9 protein-coding genes are annotated in these 16908 nt (G+C 68.5%); 3 read left to right on the plus strand and 6 right to left on the minus strand.

The genetic code is table 11. The features are described 5' to 3' along the window. Positions 1-21: 21 nt before the first annotated feature. The 4 genes from HUA75_RS34750 to HUA75_RS34765 form a co-directional block, all read right to left on the minus strand. Positions 22-5529 carry a DNA repair ATPase gene (locus HUA75_RS34750; RefSeq protein ID WP_174488820.1) on the minus strand — a complete coding sequence of 1836 codons (5508 nt, stop codon included), beginning with the start codon at positions 5527-5529 and terminating at the stop codon, positions 22-24. A 147-nt stretch (positions 5530-5676) separates the two neighbouring features. Beyond that, positions 5677-7836 carry a flotillin family protein gene (locus tag HUA75_RS34755; protein ID WP_141647542.1) on the minus strand — a complete coding sequence of 720 codons (2160 nt, stop codon included), beginning with the start codon at positions 7834-7836 and terminating at the stop codon, positions 5677-5679. A gap of 126 nt (positions 7837-7962) precedes the next feature. Then, entirely contained in the window at positions 7963-8787 is an 825-nt protein-coding gene (locus tag HUA75_RS34760; RefSeq protein WP_141647543.1) for a hypothetical protein, read from the minus strand. 224 nt (positions 8788-9011) lie between these two features. Further along, complete coding sequence (locus HUA75_RS34765) at positions 9012-10067, minus strand: acetylserotonin O-methyltransferase (protein WP_254627908.1); 1056 nt, start codon at positions 10065-10067, stop codon at positions 9012-9014. Between the two features lie 110 nt (positions 10068-10177). On the opposite strand from HUA75_RS34765, the gene HUA75_RS34770 reads away from it, so the two are divergent. Together HUA75_RS34770 and HUA75_RS34775 are read left to right on the plus strand one after the other, a co-directional pair. Beyond that, a complete protein-coding gene (locus HUA75_RS34770; RefSeq protein WP_174488821.1) occupies positions 10178-10885 on the plus strand; it encodes a 2OG-Fe(II) oxygenase in 708 nt (235 codons plus the stop codon). Between the two features lie 264 nt (positions 10886-11149). Continuing rightward, positions 11150-11521 (plus strand): DUF1330 domain-containing protein, encoded by a 372-nt coding sequence (locus tag HUA75_RS34775; RefSeq protein WP_174488822.1) that lies wholly within the window; start codon positions 11150-11152, stop codon positions 11519-11521. Between the two features lie 13 nt (positions 11522-11534). Here the strand turns inward: HUA75_RS34775 and HUA75_RS34780 are convergent, their stop codons facing one another. Then, positions 11535-13202, minus strand: coding sequence for an amidase (locus HUA75_RS34780; protein WP_174488823.1), 1668 nt, complete (start codon positions 13200-13202; stop codon positions 11535-11537). A gap of 108 nt (positions 13203-13310) precedes the next feature. Between HUA75_RS34780 and HUA75_RS34785 the strand changes: the two genes are divergently transcribed. Next, positions 13311-14369: a patatin-like phospholipase family protein gene (locus HUA75_RS34785; RefSeq protein WP_141646335.1), complete on the plus strand. Its 1059-nt coding sequence runs from the start codon at positions 13311-13313 to the stop codon at positions 14367-14369. Between the two features lie 19 nt (positions 14370-14388). Here the strand turns inward: HUA75_RS34785 and HUA75_RS47170 are convergent, their stop codons facing one another. Beyond that, a complete protein-coding gene (locus HUA75_RS47170) occupies positions 14389-16800 on the minus strand; it encodes a cation:proton antiporter (protein WP_217446408.1) in 2412 nt (803 codons plus the stop codon). Positions 16801-16908: the final 108 nt, after the last annotated feature.

Below are 16908 nucleotides of genomic sequence, written 5' to 3' on the forward strand. Positions count from 1 at the left end.
GGCCGCGAAAGCTCCGAGCGACTACCGACGCAGCATGGAGCGCAGCAGCTCCAGCGCCTCGGTGACGTTCTGCCAGACCTGGAGCGACTTGACGTTCTCACCCTCGCCCTGCACGGCGCGACGGGAGGCCCTCTCCAGGGGCAGCAGCACGCCCTCCACCAGCTCTATCTGCCGGCTCAGCTCCGCCGGAGACGGCCCTGCCACGGCGGCCCGCTGGAGCGCCTCCGCGGGCATCTGCGCGGACACGTTCACCGGCCGGTCCGCGAGCGCGGAGAGCGCCCTGGAGAGCTGCTCCATGTACGGCCCGAAGTCCTGGGCCGGGGCCTGCTGCACCACGGGCGCCTGGGCGGACGTCGCCACCCGTTCGGTCAGCGCCTTGAGGAGCTGCGCCATGTGCTTGAGGTATGGCGCCAGGTCCGTCGCCGGCGCAGGCGCGGCCACCGGCAGAGGACTGTCCTTCGCCTCGCGCCCCACCTTCGCCACTTCCAGCACGGCGTCGCGCAGGGCCTCCAGGTAGGGCAGCGCCTCGGCCGTCGGGTCCTCGTTCCGGTCCGCGGAGGCCTGCTGCACCTGGGTGGCCGCGTTCGCCACCGCGTCGCGCACCGCGCCGAGCTGCTCTTCGATTCCACTGAGCTGACCGGTGACGCGCGCCACGGGGTCGTCCTCCTTGCCCCCCATGCGCTTGACGCGCGCGAAGCCCTGCTTGATGTCCTCCCACCGCTTCGCCTTCTCCGGCGTCAGGCGGCCACGCATCTCCGCCAGCTTGAGCAGGTTCTGCTCCGCCGCCGTGGTGAGCGTCTGGGATTCGCCCTGGTAGTGGTCGTCGACGAGCCGCTCCAGCTCCGCGTCCGTCATGGCCGCGACCAGCTTCTCCGACAGCTTGTTCATGTTGCGGTAGGAGCCCTGGAGCTTGAAGGCGGGCTCCGCGCGGAAGCGCTCGTCCTGCGCCGCCGAGGCGATGTACTGCATGTTCACCTTCAGCAGCACCGACTGCACCCGGAACATCCGCTGGAAGATGGCGATGATCTCCTGCAGCTCCGCCGCCGCGTAGCCGTGCTTCAGCTCGCCCGCGGGCACCTCCTCGCCCTGCGCCATGCGAAGCAGTCGGTGCGTGTCCGCCGCGTCGCGAGTGGCCAGCGGCGCCGTCACCGGGTTGGAGGTCAGCGCGTTCTCCAGGTAGCTCAGCGCGAACAGGTGCTCCTTGCCGTCGAGAATCTCACCCAGGTTGTAGGTGTCCGCGCGGTTGGCGAGCATGTCCGGAATGCGGAAGCGCTCACCCGTCTCCGTGTAGGGATTGCCGGCCATGACCACGCAGAACTTCTTGCCGCGCAAGTCATAGGTCCGCGTCCGGCCGTTCCACACGCCCTCCACGCGGCGCTGGCCGTCGCAGAGCGAGATGAACTTCTGGAGCAGCTCCGGGTCCGTGTGCTGGATGTCGTCGAGGTAGAGCATCACGTTGTTGCCCATCTCGAAGGACAGGTTGATGCGCTCCACCTCCTGCCGCGACGTGGCGTTGGGCGCCTCCGCCGGGTCCAACGACTTCACCGAGTGGCCCAGCGCGGGGCCGTTCACCTTGACGAAGGTGAGGCCCAGCCGGCTCGCCACGTACTCCATCAACGTCGTCTTGCCGTAGCCCGGCGGCGACATGAGCAGCAGCATGCCCATGCGGTCCGTGCGCTTGCCCTCGCCCGCCGCGCCCAACTGCTTGGCGAGGTTGGCGCCGATGAGCGGCAGGTACACCTCGTCGATGAGGCGGTTGCGCACGAAGGACGACAGCACCTTCGGCGTCAGCTCCTCCAGACGCAGCTTGCGGCGCTCACGCTCCAGCAAATCCCGCAGCAGTCCACGGTACGTCTGGTATTGCGGCACGCGGAGCTGACGGAACTCGCCCAGTCGCGCCAGGAACTCGTCCAGGCGCAAGGACAGCTTCCGGTCGTGCACGCGCGGGTGACTGCCCAGAAGCCCCGTCACCTCGGCCGCCGTCAGCGCGCCCGCGGGCTCGCGGTCCAGCTTGCGCTCGGTGAGCAGCAGCACCGCCGTCTCCAATGCGAAGTAGCCCGCGTCACCGGGGCCGCCTTCGCGCTGGGCCAGATACGCCTCCACCCACGCCTTGGCGATGAGCAGCCGCGAGGACAGGTCCTTCTCCAGTCCGCGCAGGTCCTCCTCGAAGGCGGTCCGGGTCCCCTGGCGCTCCAACTGCGCCAGGAACGCGTCGCGCAGCACCACCGCCTCGCCGCTCGTGGTGAAGCGGGGCCGGTCCACCGCCAGCTCCTCCACCAGATAGCGCCCGGCCTGACGAGCCTCCGCCGGCGAGTGCTCCAACCCCTGTGCCTTGAGGAACGCCTCCACGGCCTCCCCCAACGCGAGCCCCAGCTCGGACAGGCTTCCGACTGAGGAGAACGTCTGACGCAGCCGAGCGAGGCTCCGCGCACGACGGTGCAACAGCGTCCGCGCGCCCTCGTCGGAGTCGAAGGCCCAGTACAGCGAGGCCCACGCGCGAGGCACCGGCGCGAAGCGCAAGAGGCCCGCGCCCTGGTGCAGCGTCAGCAGCTTCTCCAGCACCGCCGCCGCGTCAACGTCATGCACGCCGCGCTCGTAGCCTTCATCGAAGCGGTCCGCCGCGTAGGTGCGCACCCGCTCCAGCAGCGTGCCGGCGATCACCGCCTCATGGAGCGCGGACAGCGTCAGTCCACCCTTGCCGTCCTCCGCGTCGGTGAGGATGCACGAGGCCAGGTACTCCACGCGGTACACGTCCCGCGTCTCGGAGACCAGGTGCTGCTCCCAGAGGCCCTGGTGCTTGAGCAGCTCCGGGTCTTCCAACTTCTGCGCGTAGTCGGAGCCGGTGAGCTGGAGATAGAGCGCGCCGTCTCTCGGAACCAACGTCAGGTCCAACGGCTGCGTGTTGACGTTGAAGCGGTAGGTGCCCAGCTTGATGAGCGAATCGCCGTCCGCGAACAGGTCCTGCTTGTCGCGCAGGGCCCGCAGCGCGTCCTGCTTGGAGGACTTGAGCCGCGACAGCACCTCGTCCGAGCGCACGCTGTCCTGGAGTCCCAGGAGCTGCTCGGAGAGCTGCCGCAGCTTGAGGATCATCGCGTCGGTGGCGAAGTACCCGTTGAGCTCGTCGTCCGACTTGAACGACTTGGAGCGGCGCTGCACGCCCTGGAGGATTCGCTCCGCGGCGCCGAAGAGGCTCTGGGCCCGGCGCTGCCGCTCATCCACCAGCGTCTGCTTGCGAGCGCCGAACGCCTCCAGCAGCTCCTCGCGCTTCTGGGTGATCTGCCCCAGGAACTCGTCGAACTCACCGAAGCGCCCTTCCAGCTCCTCCAACTGCACCGTGAGACGCGACAGCCCCTCGTCGCACTTCTCCGGCAGGTCCGCCTGGGCCAGCGCGTTCTCGATGGCCTGCCCCAGCAGCTTGAACTGGGCGCCGAACTCCGCGCGCTTCTCCCGGCTGGACAGCTCCTTGCGCTTGGCCGCGAGGCTCGCGCGCACGCGGTTGAGCCGGCCGAACAGCTCGGAGATGCCCTCCAGGATGCGGGCGCGGGCCAGCGGGTCTCCCACCTGGAGCCCACCCACGACTTCACCCAGCACCGTGAGGCCCTGGGCCGTCTTCTCGATGTCCTCGCCCAGCGGCGCCAGCTCCACCGTCGTCTTCACCGGCTCCAGCTTCGCGAGCAGTTCGTCCAGGCGCGCGGCCAGGGGCTGAAGCGCCTCGCCCTTCTGGAGGAAGTCCACGCAGCCGGAGCTGGTGTTGTCGGACGCCTCCACCACCGCCTTCTCCAGGGCATCCACGCGCCCCAGGTCCATGTAGCGGATGTCCTTCAGCGTGATGAGGTGCCCGCGCTGCTGACGCAACTCCGCCAGCACGTGCATGAACTCCTCGGCCGAGGTGAGCAGCTCCGGCTGCACGCGTCCCAGCAACTTCGTCTGCGCCTTCTCCGCCTCGGCCAGCGACTCGGACGCGCGCTTCTGGAGGGCGAGCACCTTCTCGAACTCATCGATGATGAGCTCGGACGTGCGGCGCAACAGCTCCACGGGCTCCTGCAGGCCCGTCTCCGCGTGGCCCAGCCAGTAGTACGCATCCAGCGCGCGCGTGGCGGCGGCGACCAGGTCCTCGTACGTGCGGCGGTTGGGCTTGTCCGTCTTCGCGATGCGCTGGAGCGTCAGCGAGTCGGAGATGCCTCGCACCAGCTCCGCGTTGCCCACCTTGCCCAGATAGCCGGGCGCCGTGGGTGCCGCCGCCGCGTGCTCGTCCGACACGAAGGGCGTCTGCCACACCTGCATCGGGTGAACCCGCGTGGGCTCCTGCGACGTCTCGCGGAAAACCACCAGCCCGCCGTCCGCGAAGAGGCTGTAGCCATTGCACACCAGCGGGTTCTGCACCTCCTTGCGCACCAGGTTGTACGGGAAGAGCAGGTACCGGCCCTCCTCGCGCTGGTGGAAGATGTAGAGGACGTCTTCGCCGTTGGGTGAGCGGATGACGTGCTTGAACTCCATCCCCGAGCCGGTGGCGTCACCGTCGAAGACCTTGTAGTCGCCCGTCTGGAGGTAATAGCCCCCGGGGAAGATGATGCCCTGGTCCTCGGGCAGCCGGATGCAGGCCTGGCCGATAGCGTCGATTCGCACCACGTGCTGCGTGCGCGAGTTGAACACCAGGTAGCGCCAGGCCTTCTCGCGGAAGGGCAGCACCCGGATGAGGATGAGCGTTCCCACCCGGGCCCAGGCGAACCGCGCGTCGTCCAACGACTGGTTCGCGTCCTCCACCGGCTCGCTGTAGATGCCCAGGCCGGACGAGGTGTTGTTCTCCACCTTGACGGTGAGGTCGCCCTTCACCGTCTCCACGAACACCTGATCCAACACGTTGACGTGCGGGTGCTGGCCCAGCACGTAGTTCTCGCGCGTGGCCACCGTCCACTCGAAGTCGTGGGACGGGGGGAAGACGTGGTCCTTCTCGCCCTGGTTGTCCAGGTAGGTGGCGCGGCCCTCGGTGTCCAGGTTGAAGCGGAACACCTTGAGGTCTCGCGCCGTCTGGCCCGTCTGGAAGATGGCCAGGAGCCGCGCGTCCTTGCGCCTCAACTGCAGGAGCTTCGCGTCCTTGTAGTACCGGTACAGCTCGCTGAAGTCCTTGACGAAGCGCGGGTCGGCCAGGAACCCGCCGGCTTCCGTGTGCGGCACGGCGGACAAATCAAACCCGTCGGCCGTCTTCTCGAACCGGTGCAGCGAGAAGACATCCGCGACGGACGTCTCCTTCTTCAACCCGATGAAGACGTTGTAGCCAAAGAGCAGGTACTTGCCGACGCTGACGATGTCGCGCGCCACGCAGTTGTTCTCGGTGCGCACCCGCTCGTTGCCTGTGACCGCCAGCTCCGAGCCGCCGAAGAACGCCTTGCGCCGCGCATTGAGGTCGTTCGCCTTCGCGCCCAGCACGTCCGCCTGTGCCAGCAGGCGCGTCCGGATGACCTCGTAGCTGCCCCCCTCTAGCGCCGCCTCGCCCGTGGGCGCCGCGCCCTTGCCACCGTCAGTTGCCATGAGTGCTCACCGGAAAGTTTCGCGGGGACCCCACCCCCGTCCCACCCGGATGGGAGGGACGCCACCCCGGAAGGCTTGGGGGCGAGGTCGTCGTGACGCCATGCCCGCCCTCGCGCTCGGCGAGGGCGGACCCTTCTGCTGCCCGAATCAGCCCTGCTTGTCGGAGGCAGCCGGCTTGCCCTCGGCGCCCAGGAGCGCCTTCAGGTTCGCCGCCGGGTCCGTGGGGCCGGGCGTCATGCGGTGCAGCAGCGCCGCCACCGCCAGGTTCTGCGCGTCATTGCTCAGACCCGGCTTGGAGAGGATCTCCTTGAGGTCCGCCGGCAGGTCCTTCTGGCCATTGAGGTAGCCCCCCAGCGCCGTCTTCAGGGCCTCGCCGTGGTCCAACGCGCCGTCCACCGCGGTGCCGAACGACACCGCCTTGACGAAGCGCTCGAAGAACTGGCCGTCGCCACCGACGATGTTGAACTTCGCGTTGGCGAACGCCTTGGCCAGCACCTCGGCCTGGGCATGGGCGATGTCCTTGCGCACGCGGATCGTCTCCAGCTCGATGTCGCGCTCCTTGTTGAGCTTGAGGCGGAACTCCTCGTGCTCGCGGCCCACGCCGTCCATCAACTTCATGGACGCCGCCTTCTCCGCGAGGCCCCGGGCCTCGGCGAACAGCTTCTCCTGGATGGACGAGGCCTCGGCGAGCTGCATCTCCTTCGTGGCGAACGCCTCCGCCTCGCCGCGCTTGTGGATGGCCACCGCCTCGGCCTCCTGCACGCGAGCCCGGGCGATGCCCTTCTCCTGCTCACCCGCGGCCTCCGCCAGCAGCCGCTCACGGACGACCTGCGCCTGCGCATGGCCCTGCTTCTCGATCGCGCCGGCCTCCGCCTCCTTCACGCGCACCTGCGCCATGCCCAGCTTCTCCGTGGCCGCGGCGTCCGCTTCCTTCACACGGATGCCCGCCAGGCCCTCGGCGGCGGACTCGGCCTGGATGCCGTCGGCCAGGCGCATCTTCGCCTTCGCCGTCTTGTCGGCGGCCTCGAGGTCCGCCTCGGCGAGGGTGAGCTTCTCCTTCGCCATGAACACCGCCATCTCGCTGTTGGCCTTGGCGGCGTTCACGTCCTTGACGGTCTTCTCCTGTGCCTGGGCCTCGGCGTTGATGATGATCGCCTGCTTCTTGCGAAGGGCGTCGGACTCCACGCGCAGGTCCTTGATGCGCTCCTCCTCCTGCGCCACCGTCTTCTCCACGGCGATGCGGGCGCGCACCACGTCGGCGATGTTCTTCTTCTGCTCCTCGAGCGCCTTCTCCTTGTCGATGCGCTCCAGCTCCGTCTCACGCTCCCGGCTGATGGCCGCCAGCGAGCGGGCGCGCTCCACGTTCTCCGCCTCGACTCCCACTTCGCGCTCGCGGTGCTTCTGGGCCACTTCCACGTCGCGCGACTTGTTCTGCTCCTGGACGAGGATCTCCTGCTCCGCCTTGATGCGGGCGAGCTGCGCCTTGGAGTACTGCTCCTGCTTCACGCGCTCGGTCTCCGCGGACTCCTCGGCCTGCACCGTCTCGATGGCGCGCCGCTGCTTCGCGGAGGCCTCTTCACGCTGACGCTCCAGCTCGAAGATGCTCTGGTCGGCTTCCACGTTGCGCTTCGTCACCGCCTGGCGCTCCGTCTGGCGCAGCTCGTTGGTGACGATGTTCTGCTCGGTGGTCAGCTTGGTGATCTTCCGGATGCCCTCGGCGTCGAGGATGTTGTCCTTGTCGAGCATCTCCACCGGGGTCTGCTCCAGATAGTCGATGGCGCAGTCCTCCAGCATGTAGCCGTTGAGGTCCCGGCCAATCACCTCCACCACGTTGTCCTTGATCTCCGCGCGCTTGGTGTAGAGGTCCACGAAGTTGAAGTTCTTGCCCACCGTCTTGAGGGCTTCGGAGAACTTGGCCTCGAAGAGCTTCTCGAGCGTCTCCTGGTCGCTGGCGCGCACGCAGCCGATGGACTGGGCGACCTTGAGCACGTCCTCACGCGTCTTGTTCACGCGCACGAAGAAGGTGACCTTGATGTCCGCCCGGATGTTGTCCTGGCAGATGAGGCCTTCCTTGCCGCGACGGTCGATCTCCACCGTCTTCAGCGCGATGTCCATCACCTCGGCCCGGTTGATGATGGGGAAGACCACCGCGCCGGTGAAGGTCACGAGCGGCTCGGTCTTCAGCGTGTTGACGATGAGCACCTTGCCCTGATCCACCTGCCGGTACAGGCGAACGATGGTGAGGACGATGCCCGTGAGGAGGATGACGCCTCCGCCGACGGCGGCTACCAAGGTGATGGGATCCATGGCCTTTTTCCTGTGAAGTATTGACAGCGGGCCTTGTATCAGGCGCCAGAGATCCCCCGCGAAAGCCCTCTGGCGTCGAATCCACACACGGTCCGCCCCCCTGAGCGGACCGCGCCTCGACTCAAGTCATGTACGCGCTCGCGCGCGGGCCAGCGCCGCGGCCCGAGCGGGGTCGCGAAGCTGATCCATCTCTTCCGGCAACAGCCAGTCCACGGGCTCCACCTCGTAGACATCCCGCTGGGCGTCGTACGACAGCACCAGCGCGGGATCTCCCCGCTTGAGCCCGTTCTTCTTCGAGCAGACCACGTTCAAGATGAAGCCCGCCTCGCCGTCCTCGAACGTCGCGTGGCCGTTGCGGTCCGTGACACCGCCGCTGGAGATGGTGCAGACCCGGCCCATCAGCGAGTCACGCCCGGGCGCCTTGCGCGCCACGAAGACGGGCTTGAGCGGCCGCACGGCGATGCCCGAAATCACCAGCCCCGCGACGAAGCACAAGAGCCCCACCGCGCTGCTGATCAACCACGAGGGCAGCACGCCTCCGAGCGCCGCGTGCGCGGGCGGGGTCGCCACGAGCGACAGGAACCACGAGAAGAACGAGACGAGGCTCACGGACACCGTGAGCGGGATGCCCGCGAAACCCAGCGTGGAGAGGATGCCGCCGTCCACGTGCGCGTCGTGGTCGTGGGCGCCCATCGCCTTGCCGCCGCCCTGGAGGGCCTCGCCCGCCGCCTTCGCTCCACCTTCCAGCGTCCCGGCCAGGGCCTTGCCCCCGCCCTCGAACGCCGCACCCAGTGCCTTTCCACCCGATTCGAAGTCGACGTGGCCGCCATCGAGCAGGTCGATACCCACTGCCCCGATGATGACGAACAGCCAATATGTGAGCACCACGCCCATGGCGGTGGTGAAGATCGCGGTCGGGAACGCGAGGATGGCGTCGAAGAAGGGCGTCATCGTCGCCCGGGACTCTAATCGAGCCTGATTCCCTCCGAAAACCGCCCCCGTCGATTTCCTGGACGGACGCTCGCCGAGCCTCCGAGCGAAGCCCGCATCGTCAAGCAGCCCCCGGCTTCACGACTCCTGGAGGGCCGCGACGGGCGTCCGGGGTCCACCCCCACCCGGACATGGGAGCACGGGCCCGGCGTGAGCTGCGACGCCGGGCCGAGGGAATGCCCGACTCAGGCGGGGACGACCTCCACCACGCTGGGCGGCATGTACGTCGGCAGCACGCGTTGGATGCGCAGCCCGGCCTTCTCCAACAGCGCGGTGTACTCCGTCCCCGTGCGCTCCTGGCCGCCCACCAGCACGAGCATGGCCATGTCGTAGAGGTTTCCGAAGTGCGACACGTTGTCGCCCGGCAGCACCGTCTCCACGATGAGCAACTTCGCGCCCGGATGCATCGCCTCGCGCACGTTGGTGAGGATCTTCAGGCTGCGCTCGTCGTCCCAGTCGTGGAGGATCTGCGACAGGATGTAGATGTCGTAACCCGACGGAATCTTCTCGAAGAAGTTGCCCTCCAGCACCTCGCTGCGCGACGCCATGCCCAGGTTCGACAGGCGCGCGGTGGCCTCCGCCTTGACGTGCGGCAGTTCGAAGAGCGCGCCCCGGAGGTTCGGATGGGACTGGAGGATGTGCGCCAGCAGCGTGCCCGTTCCACCGCCCACGTCCACCACGGACTTCGCGGTGGAGAAGTCATACGCGCCCACCACCGCCGGAGCGTTGAGACTCTGATACGCGGCCATGCTGCCGTTGAAGATGGCCGCGTCCTCGGGGTGCTTGGACATGTAGCCAAAGAAGCTGTCCCCCATGAACTTCTCCACGGAGGGTTGCCCCGTCTTCAGCGACGACACCAGGTCTCCCCACGCCTGCCAGGACAACAGGTGGCCGTGCGCGCGCAGTGAGCCATACACCGAGCCCGGGCTGTCCTTCTGAAGCATCCTGCCCAGCTCCGTGAGGCCGAAACGCTGGCTCTGCTCGTCCTTGACCAGCACCCCCAGGCCGGTCAGGAGTCGGAGCATGCGTCTCAACGCCGGAGCATGGGTGCCGCTCGCCTGCGCGAGCTCCTCCACGCTCTTCGGCTCATCACCGATGGTGTCCGCGATACCCAGCTCCGCCATGATCTGCAGGCTGCGAGAGACCCAGAAGCCGTAGACCATCTGGGTCATCACGACAGCGGGCGGAGGTGAGCTGGGGGCGGCGGGGGCGGCGTTGACGGGACGAGGTTGCTGGCTCATGCAGGGGGGGACCTTGCGCGGGGGGAGTGAGACACGGCAATTCTGGAACCTAAAAGGTAGGCTGTAAAAGCACTTCTTCGTCTCATCCCTCGCAATCCCCGCCTTTTGTCGTGCGCCCCTACATCACCCACCGTCAAGCCCTCCCCCCCGTGGAGCTGGAGTCCCTGCGAGACGCACTGCTGGGCTCTCGCTTCGTGGCCCGCAGCCCGCTGATGGGCACGTTCCAGGCGAGTCGGGGCTTCGCCTTCATCTTCACACATGAAGGAAGGAGCACCCTGGAGGCTCGCTTTCCGTTCCTGCGCGCGTATCTCGCGCGGGTGCTGGCGCCGGAGAGCGCGCGCGGCTTGAGGCCGTGGAGGGAGCGGCTGTTCGGCTCGCGCCAGCCAGCACCCAACGCGTTCTATCTGAACCTGCTGTTGCTCGACGCGGGCAAGGGCGTGGGCCGACACATCGACGCGACGTTGCAGGGGCCCAGCGGCGTCCCGGACGCCACGCCTCGACACGTGAGCGTCCTGTATCTCCAGATGCCCGAGGGCGCGCGCGGCGGCGCGCTTCGCCTGTTGCATGACAATCGCGACGTGGGCGAGGTGCGGCCACGGCCCGGGCTGCTGGTGCACTTCCAGGGACATCTCCAGCACGAGGTGCAGCCCTTCCTCGGCGCGCGGGACGACTCGCAGCGCGCGAGCCTCGTCTGCGAGCAATACGTCTTCGCGCCCGACGCACTCGCGCGACTGCCGCCCTTCCGCATCCAGTCCAAGGCGGGCTTCGCCGCCTACCTGGATGCTCAGCGCGAGCGCACCGACACCGGAAACACCTGAACGAGCCTTCAACGGCCCGCGTGGAGCCCTCCGGATGGACCCGACACGGCGGGCCTGAATCGCTTCGGCATCCCACGTGAGGCGGGCGGCGGGCGCGTCGAGACGGAGCCTGGCTTCCGTGGCGCGCTCGCCGTGGGTGGCGTGGGCCCCAGTTTCTGGGGCTCCCGGGTCTGTCCTGTTCCGGGTTCACCGTACGGTGAGACTGAGCGACAATGACACGCCGTCTCGATGGGGGGCGGACCGATTCGATTTTCAGGAGGCACCGTGGCTGTCGATCCGCAGGGCACCGACGTTCAGCGCTTCATCCAGGAAGACCCCGGGGGGCCGCTGGTGATGATGAACCTGGTGCGGTTCAAGGAGGGGGGACGGGCCTCGTTCGCGGAGTATGCGAACGCCATCATGCCGTTCATGATCAAGGCAGGCGCGCAGCCCCTCTACGCGGGCGACGGCTCCACCGCGCTGGTGGCGGAGCCCGGGCAGACCTGGGACGCGGTGATGCTGGTGCGCTACCCGAGCCGCGCGGCGTTCCTGCAGATGGTGAATGATCCGGACTACCAGCGCTTCAGCCATCTGCGCACGGCCGCGCTGCACGAGGCGGTGATGCAGGCGACGCTTCCCTGGGCGGCGTCGCCCTGAGCGTGGCGAGGACTCAGCGCCCGGCGACGAGGCGCAGGTCCGCGGTGGGAACGAAGCCAGGCGGACGTCGGTGCCGCGTGGCCTGTTCGTAGGCATGGGCGAGCTTGAGCAACGTGGGCTCGCTCCATGCGCGACCGATGAACGACAGCCCCACGGGCAGCCCGCGCACGTAGCCCGCGGGCACGGTGAGGGTGGCGTAGCCGGAGACAGCGGCGGGGGTGGAGCTGCTGCCCAGCCAGTGGTCACCGTTCACCAGGTCGATGAGCCCTGGAGGCGCCTGCGTGGGCGCGACGAGCGCGTCCAGTTGGTGCTTGCGCATCACCTCGTCGATGCCCTGCGCGCGTGACAGCCTGCGACTGGAGGCCAGGGCCTTGAGGTACTTCGCATCGGAGAGCGGTCCGCGGGCCTGCGCCTGACGCAGCAACTCCTGCCCGAAGTACGGCATCTCCGAGTCCTGGTGCTCCTCGTTGAAGCGGATGAGGTCCGCGATGGTGCGCAGCTTCGTCGTGCCGCCCAGGCTCGCGAGCCACGACTCCACGCCCGCCTTGAACTCGTGGAGCAGCACCTCGAACTCGGGCTCGTCCAGCTTCGCCGCGTTGGGGATGGAGGCCGGGTCGACGAGGATGGCGCCCTTCGACTTCATGACCTCCAGGGCCTGCTCCACCAGCGCGTCGGTGGCGGCGTGGTAGCCGAAGAAGCGCTCGCGCGGGACGCCGATGCGCGCGCCCTTCAGCCCGTCGGCGTCGAGGAACTTCGTGTAATCCAGTCCCGTGCGGCCCTGGCTCGCGGCGGTCGCCACGTCGGAGGCGTCGACGCCGGCGAGCACGGTGAGCAGCGCGGCGGCATCCGCCACCGTGCGCGTCATCGGGCCCGCGGTGTCCTGACTGTGAGAGATGGGGATGATTCCCGAGCGGCTGACGAGCCCCACCGTCGGCTTGAGTCCCACGAGCGAGCACGCCGCGGCGGGCGACACGATGGAGCCATCCGTCTCCGTGCCCACGGACACGACACAGAGGTTCGCGGCCGTCGCGGCGCCCGAGCCCGAGCTGGAGCCCGAAGGCGACCTGTCCAGCGCATACGGATTGCGGCACTGGCCGCCGCGTCCACTCCAGCCGCTGGCGGAGCGCGTGGAGCGGAAGTTGGCCCACTCGCTGAGGTTTGTCTTGCCGAGGATGACAGCGCCCGCGGCGCGCAGGCGCTCGACGACGAACGCATCTCGCGAGGGCACGGCGCCGACGAGCGCGAGCGAGCCCGCGGTGGTCTGCATCCGATCCGCCGTCGCGATGTTGTCCTTGATGAGCACGGGGATGCCATGCAGCGGACCGCGAGCGCCCTTCTCCTTGCGCTCCAGGTCCAACGCTTGGGCGATGGCGAGCGCGTCGGGATTCAGCTCGATGACGGACAGGAGCGGCAGCGAGCCGGTGCGGTCCATGGCCGCGATGCGCGCCAGGTAGCGCTCCGTGAGGCCGTGCGCGGTGTACTTCCCTTCGCGCAGGCCGGCCTGGAGGTCGACGATGGTGGCCTCCTCCAGTTCGAACGGACTGGAGGAAGGCGCAGCGAGCCCCCGCGGGTTCGCGGTGGCGTCCACCGTGGCCAGGGCCGTGACAGCGGCCGAGCCACCGAGGAAGGCGCGCCGGCTCATTTCCCAGGAGCGATGTCCGGAAGGCGTGGGCTTTTTCATGGGGGCGCGCGCAGTACAGCAGTGGCGCATGGATTGTCGCAAGCCATGCGCGCCCGAGCACGGAAGTCCCGCGCAACCCACCCGCTCCTGTTACGGTGCAACCCCGACATGGCCTCGAATCTGACGCTTCTGGCGGGACCTGACGCGCTGCGGCTGCTGCGTGCGCGGGGGCTGCGCGGTGACGACGTGGATGTGGTGCCTGGAGCCTCCGGTGGCCCCAAGTGGTTGGTGCTGGCCGGGCTGGACCGCGCCCTGTTCGGCGAACTCTTCAAGGGACGCACCCGCCCCCTGCACTTGATTGGCAGCTCCATCGGCAGTTGGCGACTGGCGTGTCTGGCCCAGAACGACCCGGTGTCCGCGCTGCGGCGCTTCGAGGCGGCGTACATCGACCAGCGCTATCCGCCCAAGCCTTCGCCCTCCCTGGTGAGCGAGACGAGCGAGCGCATCCTCGATGCGCTCCTGGGAGATGATGGCCTGAAGGAGATCCTCCACCATCCGTGGGCGCGGCTGCACATCGTCACGGCGCTGTGTCGAGGTCCCCTGGGTGTCGAGCATCCGCGCGTCCAACTCCTGGGCCTGGCGCTGTGCGCGATGGGCAATGTGGTGAGCCGCAAGAGCCTGAGCCTCCACTTGCGCCGCGTCATCTTCGACACAGCCGGCGACACGACGCCCTTCGCGGGACAGAAGGATTTGCCGTCCGTCCACCTGCCCCTGACGGCGGAGAACCTGAAGCCGGCGCTCATCGCCTCGGGCTCGATTCCATTGGTGCTCAGTGGCGTGCGCATCCCCGGTGCGCATCCAGGGGTGTACCGGGATGGTGGCGTCATCGACTACCACCTGGACCTGGACTTCGGTCCTGGTGAGGGACTGGTGCTGTACCCGCACTTCTATCCGTATGTGGTGCCCGGCTGGTTCGACAAGGCCCTGCGCTGGCGACGGGCGCGGCCGGAGAACTTCCGCAGGGCCCTGCTCATCTCCCCGTCCCCCGAGCTGGTGGCGAGGCTGCCCGGTGGAAAGATTCCGGACCGCGTCGACTTCGAGCGGATGACCGACACCGCGCGAATCCGCGCCTGGAACCAGGTGGTCTCCGAGAGCGAGCGGATGGGAGACGAACTCCAGGAGCTCATCGCCACGGGGCGACTCGCCGAGCACGTGAGGCCGCTCTGAGCCTGGAGCCGCGCGGCGCTCACTTCCCTGCCGGCGCGGGCTCGCTTTCGAGCTGGACCTCGTCGAGATAGCACCAGCCCCAGCTCTCACCGGGCTCCAGCGAACGGATGAGGGGATGGGTCGTCTCGTGGAAGTGCCCCGTCGCGTGCTTGTTCTTGGAGTCGTCGCAGCAGCCCACATGGCCGCACGTCATGCACAGCCGCAGGTGAACCCAGGTGTCATGGAGCTTGAGACACTCCTCGCACCCCCGCGTCCGGGGCCGCACGGGACGGAGCTGGTCCAGGTGGGCACAAGGTCCCGTGCCCGCGCTCGGATGGAACTCGATGGTGGCCTGCGTGTCGATGAGCTCCGCCGCCGTGCGCGGTGCGACGCTCTCCGGTGGCCCGGCCTCCACCTCGAGTCCTTCGGGAGGCGGTGAGCGGAACAACTCCGCGCCGCGCTCGAAGGCCGTGACCGAGCCCTTGAGGACGAGTTCGTCACCGACCTCGAACCGCGTGTGCGGCTCCACCCGCGACAGCGGCACCCCTTCCCTTCGCAGCTCCAGGACCTTGAGTGCCCCACCGGCTCGCTGGACCAGCGCCTCCACCGTCTGTCCGACAATGGGCGCACCCGGGCGGACCGTCACGCGGCGAGAGCCCAGGCAGTCTTCTTCCAAGGCGCAGACGAGCAACGGCTTCTCCAGCGAGCCCGCCAGTCGCAGCGCCGCGTAGCCGGAGCGCCGCACGGCGTCCTCATGGTCCTCGATCTCCTCGGGGGACTGTTGATAGTCCTCGAGGAGAGAGGTCAGCACCGCGACCAGGCTCTCCAGCTCCTCGCACACGACGACGTCCGCGCCTGCCTCGTTCATCGGCTCCACGTCCGCGACCGTGCGCACGCGAGCCACCAGTCGCAGCGTCGGATTCTCCATCCGCGCCACCGCCACCACGCGGTGGGCCATGGCGACCTCGTCGTCGACGACCATCAACAGCTTCGCGCGCTGGACGCCCGCCACGCGCAGCGTGCGCTGACGCGCATAGTCGCCGCGAAGCACCGCCATGCCCTCGGCCTCCGCTTCATTCGCGCCCTGGGGACTCAAGGTGGCCACCAGGAACGGAATGCCCGAGCCGCGCAGCACGCGCGTGAGTCGGCGCGCGCCATCTCCGTAGCCGGCGACGATGACGTGGTTCTCGAAGCGGGCGAAGGACTCGGCCGCGAGGGCTTCGGACTCGTCCGTGGAAGGGCCCTCCTGCGCCATCGCGTTGTGACCTCGGCGGGTAAGGCGTCCACCCGCCCAGATGCCCAGCCGGGACAGCAGCGGCGTGAGCACCATCAACATCACCGTGGCCGCGATGAACGCCTGGGAGCCCTCGGGGAGGCCCGCGGGAAACAACCCCAGGCGCCGGCCGCTGCGCTCCAGCACGAAGGAGAACTCCCCCACCTGAGCCAGGAGCAGCGCGCTCTCCACCGCCACCGGCGGGCGATAGCCGAGCGCCAGCACGCTGATGGCCGTCGTCACGGCCTTCACGACGAGCACCGCGACGATGGCCAGCAACACCACGGGCAGGTGCGCCACGAGGAAGCCCACGTCCAGCAACATGCCGACGGAGACGAAGAACGTCGCGCTGAAGAGAATCTGGAGCGGGAGGATTTCTCCGAAGGCGTGTTCGCTGAAGCGGCTCTCGCTGACGACCAGTCCCGCGAGGAAGGCGCCCAGGGACACACTCACGCCCGCGAGGCTGGTCAGGAACGCCGTGCCGAAGCAGACCGCGATGACGGTGAGCAGGAACAGCTCCGGTGAGCACGTGCGCGCCACCACCTCCAGCAGCCGGGGCATCAGCCGCCGCGCCACCACCAGCACCGCGACGATGATGCCGAGCGCCTTGGCGAAGGCCCACACGAAGTGGAGCGGTGAGTCGCCCTTCCCCGCCAGGATGGGGACGAGCAGCACCATCATCACCACGGCGAGGTCCTGGAAGATGAGCAGCCCCAGGGACACCTGCCCCACGTCGGACGAGGTCCCTCCCCGGTCTCCGAGCAGCTTGAGGACGATGGCGGTGGAGGACAGCGCGACCAGGAAGCCGGTGAACAGCGCGGGCCGCCACGCCACGCCGAACAGCATGAGCAAGCCCATCATCCCCACGGACGCCAGCCCCACCTGGAGCCCTCCGCCGCCGAAGAGGAGCAGCTTGAGCCGGGCCAGCTTCTCCAGGCTGAACTCCAGGCCGATGCTGAACAGCAGGAGGATGACGCCGAGTTCAGCGGCGGAGTTCACCAGCTCCAGGTCCTTCACCAGGGCCAGGGAGTTGGGTCCAATCAGCGCGCCCGCGAGGAGGAAGCCGACGATGGGCACCAGCCTGAAGCGATGGCCCACGTAGGCCATCACCGCGCCCGCGGCGATCAGGATGACAATCTCTTGCAGGAACGGCGGCGCGGCCGAGGCGAGTGGGAACATGGACGGGAGGCGGCGGCCCGGTCGAGCCACACGGGAGCCGAGCCTGCCCCAGCGCGCATGGCCACCCGTGCGCCGCGCGGCGGATTCGTGCACCAGTCACCGTCACGC

The organism is Myxococcus sp. CA040A (genome assembly GCF_013336725.1).
GTDB classification, from domain to species: Bacteria; Myxococcota; Myxococcia; order Myxococcales; family Myxococcaceae; genus Myxococcus; species Myxococcus llanfairpwllgwyngyllgogerychwyrndrobwllllantysiliogogogochensis.